This window comes from Variovorax sp. V116, assembly GCF_041154435.1.
Lineage (GTDB): Bacteria > Pseudomonadota > Gammaproteobacteria > Burkholderiales > Burkholderiaceae_C > Variovorax > Variovorax paradoxus.
In genome coordinates, this window is record NZ_AP028661.1 from 266,878 (window position 1) to 281,400 (window position 14,523).

Here is a 14,523-nt window from a genome sequence, read left to right on the forward strand (position 1 = left end):
GTTGTTCGTTCACCGGCCGGCCACCGGATACGGCGGCTTGCCCCGCGTGCCGACCATCAGGTCGGTCACCACGGTCTCGACATCGGGCACTGCGCGCGCGGCGCGTTCGAGCTTCCTGGCCACCGCGGCCGAGGGCACGCAGCCTTGCAGGTAGACCCAGCGCCGCTGGATCATCACCCACACGCTCGCCTTCTGCACGCCCGGCACGGCCGAGAGCGCGGCGCGCACCTTGGGCGCGAGCGGCTTGTCGTAGCGGTAGGCGTTGCTGTCGGTGCATTGGCCGGCAAGCCAGCAGCTGGTGCCGCGCTCCAGCCGCGAATGGGTCTGGGCGCGGCGCTCCTCGGCGGTGTAGAACGGGCCTTCGGGCATGGCGCAGGCGGGCAGGCCGGCGGAAACCTGGAAGAAGGGATCGTCGAACCAGTTCTGCTTGAGCGGTGCGGCCGGCTCCTGCGCCGCCACGTTCTGCGCAACCAGCAGCAGCGACATGCACATGAACGCGGCGCCGCGGCTCACAAGGGATGTTCCGTGTAGAAGCGCCCGCCGTGGAACAGCAGCGGCGAGGCGCCGGCATTGTGGGTGCAGCGCTCCACCTCGCCCACGAAGATCACGTGGTCGCCTTCGTCGTAGCGGCTGCGGTTGAAGCACTCGAAGCTCGCGGCCGCACCGGCCAGCACTGGCGCGCCGCCCAGGCCTTCGGTGAAGGCCACGTCGGCCCAGCGGTCGATGTTCTTGGTGGCGAAGCGCTCGGCCAGCCCCTTCTGGTTGGCGGCCAGGATGTTGATGGCGTAGTGCGAGCCGGTGCTGAGCGCCGGCATCGAACCGGCCGCGCGCGCCAGGCTCCACAGCACCAGCGGCGGCGCGAGCGACACCGAATTGAACGAGTTGGCCGTGAGGCCGACCAGCGCGCCCTCGGCCGAGCGCGCGGTGACGATGGTCACGCCGGTGGCGAACATGCCGAGCGCTTCGCGGAATTCTGCGGGCGAAAAAGTAGGGGGCTTGGCCCGGCGGGAGGTGGTCACGGAAGAGGCTGTGCGTTAGGCGGCGGAGGACCATTTTGGCTCAGCGCACGGCGCGCTGCTCGGCCGGGTGGCATCGCCCCGCCCGCGAGGGCCGGTTTCGCGGCGCTCAGCCGAAGAACCAGTAGCACACCGCAATCGCCGCCACCACGCCCGCCAGCTCGGCCGCGAGCGCGCAAGAAACCGCATGCCGCGCGCGCTGGATGCCGACCGCGCCGAAGTACACCGCCAGCACGTAGAAGGTGGTTTCGGTGCTGCCCTGGATGGTGGCCGCCACCAGCGCGGGGAAGCTGTCCACGCCCTGGCTCTTCATGGTCTCGATCAGCATCGCGCGCGCGGCGCTGCCCGAGAAGGGCTTGACCAGCGCGGTGGGCATGGCGTCGACAAAGCGCGCATCCCAGCCGCCCGCGCTCACCAGCCAGCGCAGGCCGCCGAGCACGAAATCCAGCGCACCCGAGGCGCGCAGCACGCCGACCGCGCACAGCATTGCCACCAGGTAGGGCAGCAGGTTCTTCGCGATGTCGAAGCCTTCCTTCGCGCCCTCAATAAAACATTCGTACACCTTGATGCGCCGGATCGCGCCGGCCAGCAGGAACACGATGATCACGCCGAACAGCACAAGGTTGCCCATGAGCGATGAGAGCGACGCAATCGCCGCCGCCGAGAGCGTGCCCAAGAGCGCCATGAAGCCGCCCAGCAGCAGCGCGGCCGGCACCAGGTAGGCCAGCACCACCGGGTCCCACAGCCGCAGGCGCTGCGCCACGGCCACCGCGAGCAGGCCCACCAGCGTCGATGCGCTGGTGGCCAGCAGGATCGGCAGGAACACCATCGTCGGATCGCTCGCGCCCTGCTGCGCGCGGTACATGAAGATCGTCACGGGCAGCAGCGTGAGCGAAGACGCGTTGAGCACCAGGAACAGGATCTGCGCGTTGGTGGCCGTGACCGGGTCGGGGTTGAGCCGCTGCAGCTCGCGCATGGCCTTGAGGCCGATGGGCGTGGCCGCGTTGTCGAGCCCGAGCGCATTGGCCGCGAAGTTCATCGTGATGAGCCCCAGCGCCGGATGTCCCGCGGGCACGCCCGGCATGAGCCGCCTGAAGAGCGGGCCGAGCAGGCGCGCGAGCCAGCCCACCAGCCCCGCGGCCTCCGCGATGCGCAGGAAGCCGAGCCACAGCGTGAGCGTGCCGAACAGCAGCACCATCACCTCGACCGCGAGCCGCGCCATCGCGAACAGGCTTTCGACGATGGCCGCGAAGACCGCCGCATCGCCGCCCACCAGCCAGCGCCCGAGCGCCGCCAGCATCGCCACCCCGAAGAAACCCAGCCACAAGCCGTTGAGCACGCGTGTCCTTTTTCCTTTTTTTGTGAGGGCGATCATAGGGCTGTGCCAGAGCCCGCCCCGCGGGCTACAGTGCGGGCCATGGCAGCCTCTTCCCCGATCCGCAGGCTCGCGGCCCTTGTCTGGGCCGCCGTGGCGCTGGCGTGGCTGGCGGGCTGTGCGGGCCTGCCGCCGCCGCAGCCTCGCGCGCCGGCCATGGCCATCACCGACGTCGCGGACACTGCGCTCGGCCAGCTGGCGCGGCAGCGCGCGCCGCAGGAGTCCGAATCGCTGTCGGGCTTTCGGCTGCTGCCCGAGGCGGCCTTTGCCTTCGACGCGCGCATTTCCCTTGCGCGGCATGCCGAGAAGTCGCTCGACGTGCAGTACTACCTGATCCAGAACGACGACGTCGGCCTGCTGCTGCTGCGCGAACTGCGCGAGGCCGCCGCGCGCGGCGTGCGGGTGCGGCTGCTGGTGGACGATCTGTACACCGCCGGCGAAGACGAGGTGTTCAGCGCGCTCTCGGCTTTTCCCAACATCGAGGTGCGGCTGTTCAACCCGCTGCCTTCGCGTGCCGACTCGTTCGCGCTGCGGCTGCTGTTCTCGCTGGGCGACTTCGGCCGCATCAACCACCGCATGCACAACAAGCTGCTGGTGGCCGACAACAGCTTTGCCGTCTCGGGCGGCCGCAACATCGCCAATGAATACTTCATGCGCGGCACGGCGGCGAACTTCATCGACATGGACGTGCTCTCCTGCGGACCGGTGGTGCGCCGGATGTCCGAAGGCTTCGACCGCTACTGGAACAGCGAGCATGCCTGGCCCATCGAGCGCATCGTGCCGCAGCGCATGGCGGCCGAAGAGGCGCACAAGCGCTTCGACGCCCTTGCGGCCGCCGCGCTGCCCGACGTGCGCATTCGACCGCGCGACGTGCTGGACCATTCGCCCGTGGGCGAGCAGCTCGCCACCGGCAAGCTCGAGCTGCAATGGGCGACGTCCACGCTGTTCGTGGACGACCCCGCGAAGATCACGCGCACCTCGGAGGCCGCCTACGAGGGCAGCGTGACCGCCGGCGCGCTCGGCGTCATCAATTCGGCCAAGCGCGAGGTCAAGATCGGCTCGCCGTACTTCATTCCCGGCGCGCGCGGCATGGCGATGATGAAGCAGGCCATCGAGCGCGGCGGGCGCATCACCGTGGTGACCAACTCGCTCGGCGCCACCGATGAGCCGCTGGCCTACGCGGGCTACGAACGCTACCGCGCCGACATGCTGAAGATCGGCGTCACCATCTACGAAATCGCGCCCCGGCTCACCGGGCGCTCGGGGCGCTTCGGCGATTTCGGCCAGTCGATCAGCCGGCTGCATGCCAAGCTCGCGGTGATCGATGGCGAGCGCTTCTTTGTCGGCTCCATGAACCTCGACCGCCGCTCGGCCGCGGTGAACACCGAAATGGGCCTCGTGATCGACAGCCCGGCGCTCGTGGCCGACTACGAAAGGCTCATGAGTGGCGAGCGCGTGAGCCTGGGCTACCGGCTGCGGCTCGCGCCGGGCGGCCGCCGCGTGCAATGGCTCGAATACGACGACGCCGGCGGCGACATCGTCCACGAGGACGAGCCCGGCGAGTTTCTGTGGCTGCGCTTCAAGAACTGGCTGCTGCTGCCGATCGTGGGCGAGGAGCTGCTGTAGGGCCGCTGTAACGCGCGCTCAGGGCACCTCGATCAGCAGCTCCGGCCGAAAGCCTTCCTGTTCGCCCTTGCCCTTGTAGCCGAGCGGGTTGGCGACCACGCGGCAGCCGTCCTTCACGTAGTCGAAGGGGCAGTGCAGGTGGCCGTGCAGCCAGAGCCGGGCGCGCGGCAGCAGCGCATCGAGCGAATTGCAGAAGCCGGCCGTGCCGGGCGTGAGGCCGTAGCGCGGATCGGCGCTCGCAAGGCTGGGCGCGAAATGCGTGATGGCGACCGTGGTGCCGTCGAAAGGCTCGGCCAGCGCCTGTTCGAGCCAGGCCTGGCAGGCTAGCGCCTGCTCCCGCATGGCGCCGGCCATGAAGGGCTGGCCGTGGCGCACCGTCGCGGCTTTCTCAAGATAGAAGTCGGCCGCGCGCATTGCCTTGCCGCGCTTCTTGAGCGCGTCGGCCAGGCCGTCGGTGGGCTCCACCAGCGCATCGAAGTCGGCCCAGAGCGTGGTGCCGACAAAGCGGATGCCGTCGATCACCAGGGTCTCCCGCTCCAGCCAGAGGATGCCCAGCTCCTGGCACAGCGCGCGCAGGCGCTCGTGGGTCTGGTCGAAATCGGTGTTGTCGTACTCGTGGTTGCCCGGCACGTACATCACGGGCACCGGCCAGCCGTTGCGCGGCGAAAAGCGGCCCAGGCCGAAGTCGGGATCGGTCAGGCGCGAGCCTTCCTGGTAGGAGCCGATGTCGCCCGCCAGCACCAGCATGTCGGCGCCGGGCGCGGGCTCGGCGTGGAAGCGGGGGTGGGACTCCAGGTGCAGGTCGGACAGCAGTTGCAGCTTCATTGGAACCAGTCTAGGGGAATCAGCCCATGCATAAAGCGCATGAAGTGGGGCTTTCAATACTAGGGATAACCCCTATTCTTGGAACATCAACCACTCCAGCGCAGCCAAGAGCCGCGCACTGTCATGTTCAGCCTCATTGCCCAAGTGGCCCGTTTCTTCCGTTCTTCCGCCGCCAGCGCCCCGGCCAGCCACGCCGCCGCGCTGATGGAAAGCGCCGATGTCCGCGCCGGCCGCGGCGCGCACCACGCGCAGGAACTGCGCGCAGCCGCCAGCGCCTGGCTGTCGGTCATCCGCTGAAAAACCCCGGTCATCCGGGCACCTTCTGCCCGAGGACCGAATCCGCAAAAGCCGCCGCGGCGGAGCGCAGCAGCGCGGTGCGCAGCCACTCGTGCGCATGCCCGTGCTGCGCGCGCCGGTGCCAGATGGCATCCACGTGCACCATCGGCTGGTCGAAGGGCAGGTCGCGCAGCACCAGCTGCTCGTCGATGCCGGTCACGGTCACGAAATGGCGCGGCAGCACGGTGAGCAGGTCCGAATTGGCCACCACCCGGCCGGCCGTGAAGAACTGGTTCACGGTTACCACGATGCGCCGCTCGCGCCCCAGCGCGCCCAGCGTCTGGTCGATGAAGCCGTAGGGGCGCCCCGAAAAACTCACGAGCAAATGCCGCGCGGCGCAATAGTCGTCCAGTGTGAGCGGCGCATTGGCCAGCGGATGGCCGCGCCGCATCACGCAGACGTACTGCCCCAGGTAGAGCCGCTGGGTCTCGAAGGCCACGCCCACGCCCGACTGCCCGCGCGCCGCCAGGCTCGCGATCACGGCCGGAAAGTAGCCGATCGCCATGTCGACTTCCTCCTGCTCGAGCATCCGCCGCGGATCGCGGGTGGTCAGCGGCAGTACGCGCAGCGAGATAGCGGGCGCTTCCTTCTCCACGATCTGGACCAGCCCCGGAATGAGCTCGGCGGCGGTGGCGTCGGCCATGGCCAGCAGGAAAGTGGTGTCGGCAGTCGATGCGTCGAACTCGCCCGGCGCCAGCGTGTGCTGCAGCTGGCGCAGCGCGTCGCGCACCGTGGGCCAGAGCGCCAGCGCGCGCGGCGTGGGCTCCACGCCCGCGCCGGAGCGGCGCACCAGCTCGTCGCCGAGCACCTCGCGCAGGCGGCGCAGCGCATTGCTCACCGCGGGCTGGGTGATCGACAGGTTGCGCGCGGCGCGCGTGAGGTTGCGCTCCGCCATCACTTCGTCGAAGACGCGAAGCAGGTTGAGATCGAGTGTGCGGAAGTTGACGTCCATCAGTGATGTGAATGATAAACATCAGAAAGATAAAGTGGCAAAACACTAGGGCAAACCCTAATATCTCCCCATCGGCACTCGCCATTCATCCCACGGAGGGATTCATCATGACCAGCTTTGTCCACGTAGACCAACCCACTGTCCATCCCGGCGTGCAGCGCGCCGAGATCCTGTTCGGCCAGCTCAAGGCCGCACGCGCCGGCGCGAACGGTTCGCGTCCGCTGATCGCCCTGCTGATCGTCGCCGTTGCCGCGGCGGTGATGGTGGTGGCCGACAAGCTCGTTTCCAACTGGGACGAAGGCGCGCTGCTCGCAGCCTGGGCCGTGCTCTGCGCCGCCGCCTTCGGCATTGCCGCGCTGTTCGCCGGCTCGCTGCGCGCTCCCCTGGCCCGCGTGGGCGCCGCCTGGAACGCAGCCGCCCAGCGCCGTGCCTCGGCCCGCGCCGACGCCCGCTTCCTGGAAACCGCGAGGAACGACCCGCGCGTGATGCAGGAACTGCAAGCCGCCACCTGGCGCGAGCAGTCCGAAGGCAAGGTTTCCGTCGCCACTGCCGCCAAGGTGGACGCACTGGCCCGCGTGGCCGCACGCTCCAGCGAAGCGCGCATGCCGACGCTCTACGAAGCCATGCGCCGCATGAACAGCTCGCGCTACTACTGATCGATCGGCGCCAGCCGCCGGCCGACCCATGAAAAAGCCGCCCATCCGGGCGGCTTTTTTGCGTGTGCGGACAGGCCGCACAAGACCTGGGGACCGGCGTCAGGCCGCCAGGCGCTGCTCGATGGCCGCCTTGGTTTCCGGCAGTTCCTTGGGCAGGTGGTGCGCCAGCTGCCGGAACAGCTCGGCATGCAGCTTGAGTTCGGCCTGCCAGGCGGCCTTGTCCATGCTGGTGACGGTGGCGAACTGCTCGGCGCTGAATTCCAGGCCGTTCCAGTTGAGGTCTTCGTAGCGCGGGCTCACGCCGGTGATGTGCTCGGTGCCCTTGGCGGTGCCTTCGACGCGGTCGATCATCCACTTGAGAACGCGCATGTTCTCGCCGTAGCCGGGCCAGGCGAACTTGCCGTCGGCACCCTTGCGGAACCAGTTGGTGGTGTAGATCTTCGGCAGCTTGGCGCCCGAGGCCTCGAGCTTCTTGCCCAGGTCGAGCCAGTGCTGGAAGTAGTCGCTCATGTTGTAGCCCGTGAACGGCAGCATCGCGAACGGGTCGCGGCGCACCACGCCCTGCTGGCCGGCGGCCGCGGCGGTGGTTTCGGAGCCCATGGTGGCGGCCATGTAGACGCCTTCGACCCAGTTGCGGGCCTCGGTCACGAGCGGCACGGTGGTCGAGCGGCGGCCGCCGAAGATGAAGGCGTCGATGGCCACGCCCTTCGGGTCGTCCCAGGCATCGTCGAGCGCCGGGTTGTTGGTGGCGGCCACGGTGAAGCGCGAATTCGGATGCGCGGCCTTGGCGCCGGTTTCCTTGGCGATCTGCGGCGTCCAGTCCTTGCCCTGCCAGTCGATCAGGTGCGCGGGCAGCGTGCCGGTGTCCTGCTCCATGCCCTCCCACCAGACGTCGCCGTCGTCGGTGAGCGCGACGTTGGTGAAGATCACGTCATGGTCCAGGCTGTCCATGCAGTTCGGATTGGTCAGCATGTTGGTGCCGGGCGCCACGCCGAAGTAGCCCGCCTCGGGGTTGATCGCGTAGAGGCGGCCGTCCTTGCCGGGCTTGATCCAGGCGATGTCGTCGCCGATGGTCGTGACCTTCCAGCCCTCGAAGCCGGCCGGCGGCACCAGCATCGAGAAGTTGGTCTTGCCGCAGGCGCTCGGGAAGGCTGCGGCCACGTGGTATTTCTTGCCCTGGGGATTGGTCACGCCCAGGATGAGCATGTGCTCGGCCAGCCAGCCTTCGTCGCGGCCCATGTTGGAGGCGATGCGCAGCGCGAAGCACTTCTTGCCCAGCAGCGCATTGCCGCCGTAGCCCGAGCCGTAGCTCCAGATCTCGCGCGTTTCGGGGTAGTGGACGATGTACTTGGTCTTGTTGCAGGGCCAGGCCACGTCCTTCTGGCCCGCTTCCAGCGGCGCACCCACGGTGTGCACGCAGGGCACGAATTCGCCGTCGGCGCCGAGCACCTCGTACACGGCCTTGCCCATGCGGGTCATGATGCGCATGTTGACCGCCACGTAGGGGCTGTCGGAAAGCTCGATGCCGATGTGGGCAATCGGCGAGCCCAGCGGGCCCATGCTGAACGGCACCACGTACATCGTGCGGCCCTTCATGCAGCCGTCGAACAGCGGCTGCAGCGTGGCGCGCATTTCGGCCGGGGCCATCCAGTTGTTGGTGGGGCCGGCGTTTTCCTTCTTTGCGGAGCAGATGAAGGTGCGGTCCTCGACGCGCGCCACGTCGCTCGGGTCGGACACCGCGAGGAAGGAGTTGGGGCGCTTGGCCGGATTGAGCTTCTTGAAGGTGCCCGCGTCGACCAGCTGCTGGCAGAGGCGGTCGTACTCTTCCTTGCTGCCGTCGCACCAGTGGATGGCCTGGGGTTTGCAAAGCGCGGCCATGTCGGCCACCCAGGCAATCAGTTTTGCGTTCTTGACGTACGAGGGTGCCTGGATGGCGAGGCCCTGCATCGTGGGTGCGTTCATCGGAAATCTCCTAAGTTGAAAAAATCGTCTTTCCGAACGGGACGCCGCGCCTGCTGGCGCGGAGGTCCGTTTGAGAAAACGTTTTCGCTTCGGGAGACTGCGTCAACGCGGGCCGCACGACCCGCGGACGAAGACGCAAATGGCTGTCAGGCCAAGTAGACGGCGATGGATGCCAGGAGCAGCATCAGCACGCCGCCAGCCAGCGGCAGCACGAGCGGCATCAGGTGCACGATCGATTCGACGGCGTCTTTTTCAACGGCGGCGGCGTGGCCGGGCTCGACGGGAGTAGGGTTGGACATTGATTACCTCGAATACTCAAATACGGAAAAACTGCGGCCATTTTACCGGCGGCCCCCGGCGCCGCGGTCTAGGGGGTTGCGAGCCCCTTCAGTGCTGCTCCTCGGCCTCGAAGCCGGCGTCGTGCAATGCGCCCAGCACGCTGGCCAGGTGGGCCCGCCCGCGGGTCTGCAGCACCAGCTCGATGTCGACGTTCTGGGCTGCCAGCATGGTAAACGCTCTTTGGTGGTGAACCTCATCGACGTTAGCGCCCGCTTCTGCCACAGTGGCCGTGATCTGGGCCAAGGAGCCCGGCACGTCGCGCGCACTCACGCGCACGCGCGCCAGCCGGCCGGCCCGCACCATGCCGCGTTCGATGATGGCCGCCAGCAGCAGCGGGTCGATGTTGCCGCCCGACAGCACCAGGCCCACGCGCTTGCCCTTGAAGCGCGCCGGATGCCGGATCAGCGCCGCCAGGCCGGCCGCGCCTGCGCCCTCGACCAGGGTCTTTTCGATCTCGAGCAGCATCAGCACGCCCTGCTCGATGTCGCCTTCGTCGACCAGCAGCAGGTCGTCGACGTGCTGGGCGATGATCTCGCGCGTCAGCACGCCGGGCGTTCCGACCGCGATGCCTTCGGCGATGGTGCTCTTGCCCTGCAGGTGCTGGGTGCCCTTGACGGCATTCACCATGCCCGGAAAGCGCGTGGTCTGCACGCCGACGATCTCGATGCCGGGCTTGCGCTCGCGCGCCGCGATCGCCATGCCCGCGATCAGCCCGCCGCCGCCGACCGACACCACCAGCGTGTCGAGGTCCGGCACCGCATCGAGCATTTCGAGCGCCACCGTGCCCTGGCCCGCGATGATGGCCTCGTCGTCGTAGGGGTGGACGAAGGTCAGCCCCTCGCGTTCGGCCAGCTCCAGCGCATGCGCGCGCGCTGCGTCGAGCGTGTCGCCGTGCAGCACCACCTCGGCGCCGAAGCCGCGCGTGCGCTCGATCTTCACGCCAGGCGTGAAGCGCGGCATCACGATGAGCGCGCGCAGGCCGAGCCGCTGCGCGTGGTAGGCCACGCCCTGGGCATGGTTGCCGGCCGACATGGCCACCACGCCCCGCGTCGCTTCCTGGCCGCCGCGCGTGTCGGCCTCCAGGAGATCGACCAGCTTGTTGCACGCCCCCCGCTCCTTGAACGAGGATGTGAACTGCAGATTCTCGAACTTCAGGTAGACCTGCGCGCCCACGATCTCGGAGAGCGTGCGCGATTCGACGCAGGGCGTGTTGAGCACCTGACCCTCGAGACGCGCCGCGGCGCGCCGGATTTCTTCGATTCCGACCATGGCGGGCATTGTGGCTGGAATCGCCTCATCAGGGTTTTTACCGCTCCCGCGTCTTCCCGAAGCCAAAAGTCTGCGTTATGGTCGCCCCAAGAAGTTCCTCGTCTGGAGGTTGTCCGATGGTCAAGCGTGCGGGTGTCGATGTAGTGGCTGCTGCGGTACGCGGGCAGGCATTGCCGTCGCCTGGGCTCAAGGGTGCGCCGGTGCTCGAACTCATGTGCTCGCACTTCGTGCTCACGCTGGCCGCCAAGCAGGGGCCGCGCTTCAACGTGCGCCGCGACATCAACGGCCTGCTCTCGCTCACCGGCCGCCACCTGGTGTGGCCGGCCGCGGTGCTGCAGCGGCTGCGCGAATTCCTGGGCCGGCGCTGCGCCGGCAACGAGGTCTGGAAGGGCGTCGAGAATTTCGACGGCCGCACGCTGCTCGAGCGCCATGGCGTGTGGCGCGGACCCTACGAGGAAGGCACGCTGTTCTTCTACCTCGACGAATACGCCAAGGACTACCCCAAGGACCTGCTCTCGGTGCTGGCCGTCACGCGCGACTGGCTCACGCATGCGCTGCGCAAGCAGTCGACGCTGGTCGAGAAGAACATCGACGCGCTCGCGGGCCTCCTGCAGCTCAACAAGGCCGAGCGCGCGCTGCTGCTCTACGGCACGCTCGCGCGCTACCAGCGCGACCTGCGCTCGCTGCTGGTCGAGTTCAAGGTCAACAACGCGCCCGAGGCCTATGCCGCCATTGCCGACATCGCGGGCGTCAACGCCACCGAAGTGGGCGAGGCCCTGCGCGCGGGCTCGCGGCTGGAGCGCATCGGCCTGGTCGAGAACCTGATCTCCGAGCACAACATCACCGACCTGGCCGACCTCATGAAGGTCAGCGAGAAGCTGCCGCCGGTGCTGATGCGCGAGTACCGCGACCACAACGAACTGATGGCCGTGTTCACGCGGCCCTCGGCCAAGAGCGCGCTCACCACGCACGACTTCTCCTTCGTCGAGGAAGACGCGCAGATGCTCGTCACGCTGCTGCGCGCCGCGGTGGCGCGCAAGGAACCCGGCGTCAACGTGCTGCTCTACGGGCCGCCCGGCACCGGCAAGACCGAGCTCGCCAAGGTGGTGGCGCAGGCGGCGGGCCTGGAGCTGTTCGAGGTCGAATATGCCGACCGCGACGGCAACTCGCTGAGCGGCCGCGACCGCTACCGCTCGCTGCAGATCGCGCAGGTGTTCCTCAAGGGCAGCGCGCAGGCCGCGCTGCTGTTCGACGAGGTCGAGGACGTGTTCCCGCCCATCAGCACCGAGGCCGCGCAGTTCATGGCGCGCGCCGAGCAGATTCCCGCGCCCACCAGCGGCAGCGTGAGCGGCAAGGCCTGGGTCAACCAGATCCTCGAGGCCAACCCCGTGCCCACGCTGTGGGTCACCAACCGCATCGAGCAGATCGACCCGGCGTTCCGGCGCCGCTTCGCCTACCACCTGGAACTCAAGTCGCCGCCGCCCGGTGCGCGCGAGCAGCTCGTGAAGAAGACGCTCGAAGGCATCGTCGTGTCCGAGGCCTTCACCGCCAAGCTGGCCGAGCGCAAGGGCCTCACGCCCGCGCAGATCCGCACCGCGGTGCGCTTTGCGGGGCTCGCGCAGACGGAGGACGGCGCCTCGATGGAAGCGCTGATCGAGCGCCAGCTCAAGAACGCCGACCTCGCGCTCGGCACGCTCGACACCGGCCCGGGCGAGCGGCGCAGCGTCACCACCTACGACCTCGACATGCTCAACGTCGAGACCCGCTTCGAGATCCCGCGCATCGTGGCGGCCATCAAGGCGCGCGGCCACGGCACGCTGTGCTTCTACGGCGCACCCGGCACCGGCAAGACCGCGCTGGCCGAGCACATCGCCAAGGCCATCGGCCGGCCGCTGATCATCAAGCAGGCCAGCGACCTCATGAGCAAGTACGTCGGCGAGACCGAGCAGAACATGGCCGCCATGTTCAAGGAAGCCGAGGCCGAGAAGGCCGTGCTGCTGCTCGACGAGGCCGACAGCTTCCTGCAGGACCGGCGCGGCGCGCAGCGCACCTACGAAGTGACCGAGGTCAACGAGATGCTGCAGGGCATGGAGCGCTTCAACGGCGTCTTCATTTGCACCACCAACCTGCTCGACCGGCTCGACCAGGCGGCGCTTCGGCGCTTCACCTTCAAGATCAAGTTCATGCCGCTCACCGCGCCGCAGCGCGAGCGCATGTTCGTGACCGAGGCGCTGGCGGGCGACGCCGCGCTGCTCACCGCAGGCATCAAGGCGCGGCTGGCGCAATTGCAGCAGCTGTGCCCGGGGGATTTCGCGGCCGTGAAGCGGCAGACGGATATTCTTGCGGTCGAGTTCTCGGCTGCCGAATTCCTGGACCAGCTCGAGGCCGAGCACCGCATCAAGCCCGAGGTGCGCGAATCGCGCGGCATCGGCTTCATGCAATAGCGCACAGCAGGCAAGACCGCGGGAGCGCGGCGGCAGACAAGAAAGAAGAACCGTCCGCCGCGGCGGGCACGAGGAGGATCTCGATGAGCTTGGGCAATGGACATGCGCGGGCGAGGCCGCGCTTCACCGCATCGGCTGCGGCCGCATTCGCGTTGGCCGGCATCGTTTGCGCGCTGGCGGGCTGTGGCGGCGGAGGAGGAGGTGGTGGTGGAGGTGGCGGATTTCCGATCGTCGCGCCGCCCGGCACCACGCCGCCTCCTGCCAGCGGCGGCGACGACGACGCCATCGTCGCCTCGTCCACCGTGGCCGGCCTGTGCGCCGCGCCGCGCCCCGGCACCAACCCCGAGACGGGAATCGCCTACCCCGACAAGCCCGGCACGCTGACCGACGAGAAGCGCTGGGTGCGCGGCTGGATCGACGAAACCTACCTCTGGTACGGCGAGGTGCCCACCACCCTCAAGGCCGCCGACTACGCCACGCCGGTGGCGTACTTCAGCGTGCTCAAGACCCCGTTGCTCACGGCCTCGGGCCGCGCGAAGGACCGCTTCCACTACGTGTACGACACCGAGCGCTACCGGCAGCTCTCGGAGAACGGCGTGGCGCCGGGCTACGGCATGGAGTTCGCGTTCGTGCGCAACTCGCGCCCGCGCGACCTGCGCATCGCGTTCACCGAGCCCGGCTCGCCAGCGGCCACGGCAGGCATCGCGCGCGGCGCCAAGGTGCTCGAGGTCGACGGCGTCGACGTGGTCAACGGCACCAACACCGCCGTGATCAACCGCGGCATCGCGCCCACGGCCATCGGCGAATCGCACAGCTTCAAGCTGCAGGAAGGCAGTGCGACGCGCACCGTCACGCTGGCCGCGGCGAGCATCACGCGCACGCCGGTGCAGAACGTCAAGAGCATCGACACCGGCAGCGGCCGCGTCGGCTACCTGCTCTTCAACGACCACATCACGACCTCCGAGTCGCAGCTCATCAGCGCCTTCAACCAGTTCAGGCAGGACGGCGTGCAGGACCTCGTGCTCGACATGCGCTACAACGGCGGCGGCCAGCTCAACATCGCGAACCGCCTCGCCTCCATGGTGTCTTCGTCGGCCACCACCTCGGGCAAGGTCTTCGAGCGCCTGTCCTTCAACGACAAGAACCCGTTCCACCTGACGCCGGCGCAGACCATCTATCCGTTCTACGGCACCAGCCGCACGGGCGCGACGCTGCCAAGGCTGGGCCTCTCGCAGGTCACGGTGCTGGTCGGCCCCGACACCTGCTCGGCGAGCGAATCGGTGGTCAACGGCCTGCGCGGCATCGACGTCAAGGTCAACCTCGTGGGCGGCGCCACCTGCGGCAAGCCCTACGGCTTCTCTCCGCAGGACAACTGCGGCACCAGCTATTTCGCGATCCAGTTCCAGGGCGTCAACGCCAAGAACTTCGGCGACTACGGTGATGGCTTCGCGCCCGACTGCACCGTGGCCGACGATTTCGACCACCCGCTCGGCGACCCGGCCGAGGCGCGGCTGGCGGCCGCGCTGGCCATGCGCAGCGGCGGCGCCTGCCCCGTTTCGGCCAAGACCGGAGCGGGGCTCGAGAAATCCGGGACGGCCGGCGAACAGCCCTACCTGCTCGACCGTACGCCGCTGCGCGAAATGCGCCTGCTCGAAGCCGCACCGTCGCCGGGCTGAACCGCTTCGTCGCCGGCCTCGGTTACCCCTTGAAACCTTGCGCTTTG

At 68.5% G+C, this 14,523-nt stretch carries 13 protein-coding genes; 5 read left to right on the top strand and 8 right to left on the bottom strand.

What is annotated here, in order from left to right; genetic code table 11:
* Positions 1-9 precede the first annotated feature (9 nt).
* The 3 genes from ACAM58_RS01335 to ACAM58_RS01345 all read right to left on the bottom strand — a co-directional run bounded on the left by ACAM58_RS01335 (position 10) and on the right by ACAM58_RS01345 (position 2,355).
* Entirely contained in the window at positions 10-513 is a 504-nt protein-coding gene (locus ACAM58_RS01335) for a BON domain-containing protein (RefSeq protein ID WP_244883451.1), read from the bottom strand.
* Positions 510-1,019, bottom strand: coding sequence for a flavin reductase family protein (locus tag ACAM58_RS01340; RefSeq protein WP_012745305.1), 510 nt, complete (start codon positions 1,017-1,019; stop codon positions 510-512). The genes ACAM58_RS01335 and ACAM58_RS01340 overlap by 4 nt, the downstream gene beginning before the upstream one ends.
* A 106-nt stretch (positions 1,020-1,125) precedes the next feature.
* Positions 1,126-2,355, bottom strand: a complete 1,230-nt coding sequence (locus ACAM58_RS01345; RefSeq protein WP_278879816.1) for a nucleoside recognition domain-containing protein — start codon at positions 2,353-2,355, stop codon at positions 1,126-1,128.
* 78 nt (positions 2,356-2,433) lie between these two features.
* Between ACAM58_RS01345 and ACAM58_RS01350 the strand changes: the two genes are divergently transcribed.
* Positions 2,434-4,017 (top strand): phospholipase D family protein, encoded by a 1,584-nt coding sequence (locus ACAM58_RS01350; RefSeq protein ID WP_369663927.1) that lies wholly within the window; start codon positions 2,434-2,436, stop codon positions 4,015-4,017.
* An 18-nt stretch (positions 4,018-4,035) separates the two neighbouring features.
* On the opposite strand, the gene ACAM58_RS01355 is transcribed toward ACAM58_RS01350, so the two are convergent.
* Positions 4,036-4,842 (bottom strand): metallophosphoesterase, encoded by an 807-nt coding sequence (locus ACAM58_RS01355; RefSeq protein WP_369663928.1) that lies wholly within the window; start codon positions 4,840-4,842, stop codon positions 4,036-4,038.
* Between the two features lie 123 nt (positions 4,843-4,965).
* Between ACAM58_RS01355 and ACAM58_RS01360 the strand changes: the two genes are divergently transcribed.
* On the top strand, positions 4,966-5,139 hold the full coding sequence (locus ACAM58_RS01360; RefSeq protein WP_369663929.1) for a hypothetical protein: 174 nt from the start codon (positions 4,966-4,968) through the stop codon (positions 5,137-5,139).
* 10 nt (positions 5,140-5,149) lie between these two features.
* On the opposite strand, the gene ACAM58_RS01365 is transcribed toward ACAM58_RS01360, so the two are convergent.
* The gene (locus ACAM58_RS01365; protein ID WP_012745310.1) at positions 5,150-6,130 is read right to left on the bottom strand and encodes a LysR family transcriptional regulator; all 981 of its coding nucleotides are present in this window, start codon (positions 6,128-6,130) and stop codon (positions 5,150-5,152) included.
* Between the two features lie 107 nt (positions 6,131-6,237).
* On the opposite strand from ACAM58_RS01365, the gene ACAM58_RS01370 reads away from it, so the two are divergent.
* Entirely contained in the window at positions 6,238-6,786 is a 549-nt protein-coding gene (locus tag ACAM58_RS01370; RefSeq protein ID WP_018906658.1) for a hypothetical protein, read from the top strand.
* Between the two features lie 99 nt (positions 6,787-6,885).
* Here ACAM58_RS01370 and ACAM58_RS01375 read toward each other — a convergent pair whose 3' ends face one another.
* From ACAM58_RS01375 to ACAM58_RS01385, 3 genes are all read right to left on the bottom strand, one after another.
* Complete coding sequence (locus ACAM58_RS01375) at positions 6,886-8,748, bottom strand: phosphoenolpyruvate carboxykinase (GTP) (protein WP_369663930.1); 1,863 nt, start codon at positions 8,746-8,748, stop codon at positions 6,886-6,888.
* Positions 8,749-8,894: 146 nt separating this feature from the next.
* Positions 8,895-9,047, bottom strand: a complete 153-nt coding sequence (locus ACAM58_RS01380) for a hypothetical protein (RefSeq protein WP_012745313.1) — start codon at positions 9,045-9,047, stop codon at positions 8,895-8,897.
* Positions 9,048-9,135: 88 nt separating this feature from the next.
* Positions 9,136-10,356, bottom strand: a complete 1,221-nt coding sequence (locus ACAM58_RS01385; protein WP_027730607.1) for a threonine ammonia-lyase — start codon at positions 10,354-10,356, stop codon at positions 9,136-9,138.
* A 116-nt stretch (positions 10,357-10,472) separates the two neighbouring features.
* Between ACAM58_RS01385 and ACAM58_RS01390 the strand changes: the two genes are divergently transcribed.
* Together ACAM58_RS01390 and ACAM58_RS01395 are read left to right on the top strand one after the other, a co-directional pair.
* A complete protein-coding gene (locus ACAM58_RS01390) occupies positions 10,473-12,800 on the top strand; it encodes an ATP-binding protein (RefSeq protein WP_307593112.1) in 2,328 nt (775 codons plus the stop codon).
* A gap of 83 nt (positions 12,801-12,883) precedes the next feature.
* Positions 12,884-14,476: a S41 family peptidase gene (locus ACAM58_RS01395; protein WP_307593111.1), complete on the top strand. Its 1,593-nt coding sequence runs from the start codon at positions 12,884-12,886 to the stop codon at positions 14,474-14,476.
* Positions 14,477-14,523: the final 47 nt, after the last annotated feature.

What these genes read in the sequence shown, in the direction of transcription:
- ACAM58_RS01350 (WP_369663927.1), top strand. Translation starts at nt 2,434, where the DNA reads ATGGCAGCCTCTTCCCCGATCCGCAGGCTCGCGGCCCTTGTCTGGGCC.
- ACAM58_RS01355 (WP_369663928.1), bottom strand. Translation starts at nt 4,842, where the DNA reads ATGAAGCTGCAACTGCTGTCCGACCTGCACCTGGAGTCCCACCCCCGC.
- ACAM58_RS01360 (WP_369663929.1), top strand. Translation starts at nt 4,966, where the DNA reads ATGTTCAGCCTCATTGCCCAAGTGGCCCGTTTCTTCCGTTCTTCCGCC.
- ACAM58_RS01365 (WP_012745310.1), bottom strand. Translation starts at nt 6,130, where the DNA reads ATGGACGTCAACTTCCGCACACTCGATCTCAACCTGCTTCGCGTCTTC.
- ACAM58_RS01370 (WP_018906658.1), top strand. Translation starts at nt 6,238, where the DNA reads ATGACCAGCTTTGTCCACGTAGACCAACCCACTGTCCATCCCGGCGTG.
- ACAM58_RS01375 (WP_369663930.1), bottom strand. Translation starts at nt 8,748, where the DNA reads ATGAACGCACCCACGATGCAGGGCCTCGCCATCCAGGCACCCTCGTAC.
- ACAM58_RS01380 (WP_012745313.1), bottom strand. Translation starts at nt 9,047, where the DNA reads ATGTCCAACCCTACTCCCGTCGAGCCCGGCCACGCCGCCGCCGTTGAA.
- ACAM58_RS01385 (WP_027730607.1), bottom strand. Translation starts at nt 10,356, where the DNA reads ATGGTCGGAATCGAAGAAATCCGGCGCGCCGCGGCGCGTCTCGAGGGT.
- ACAM58_RS01390 (WP_307593112.1), top strand. Translation starts at nt 10,473, where the DNA reads ATGGTCAAGCGTGCGGGTGTCGATGTAGTGGCTGCTGCGGTACGCGGG.
- ACAM58_RS01395 (WP_307593111.1), top strand. Translation starts at nt 12,884, where the DNA reads ATGAGCTTGGGCAATGGACATGCGCGGGCGAGGCCGCGCTTCACCGCA.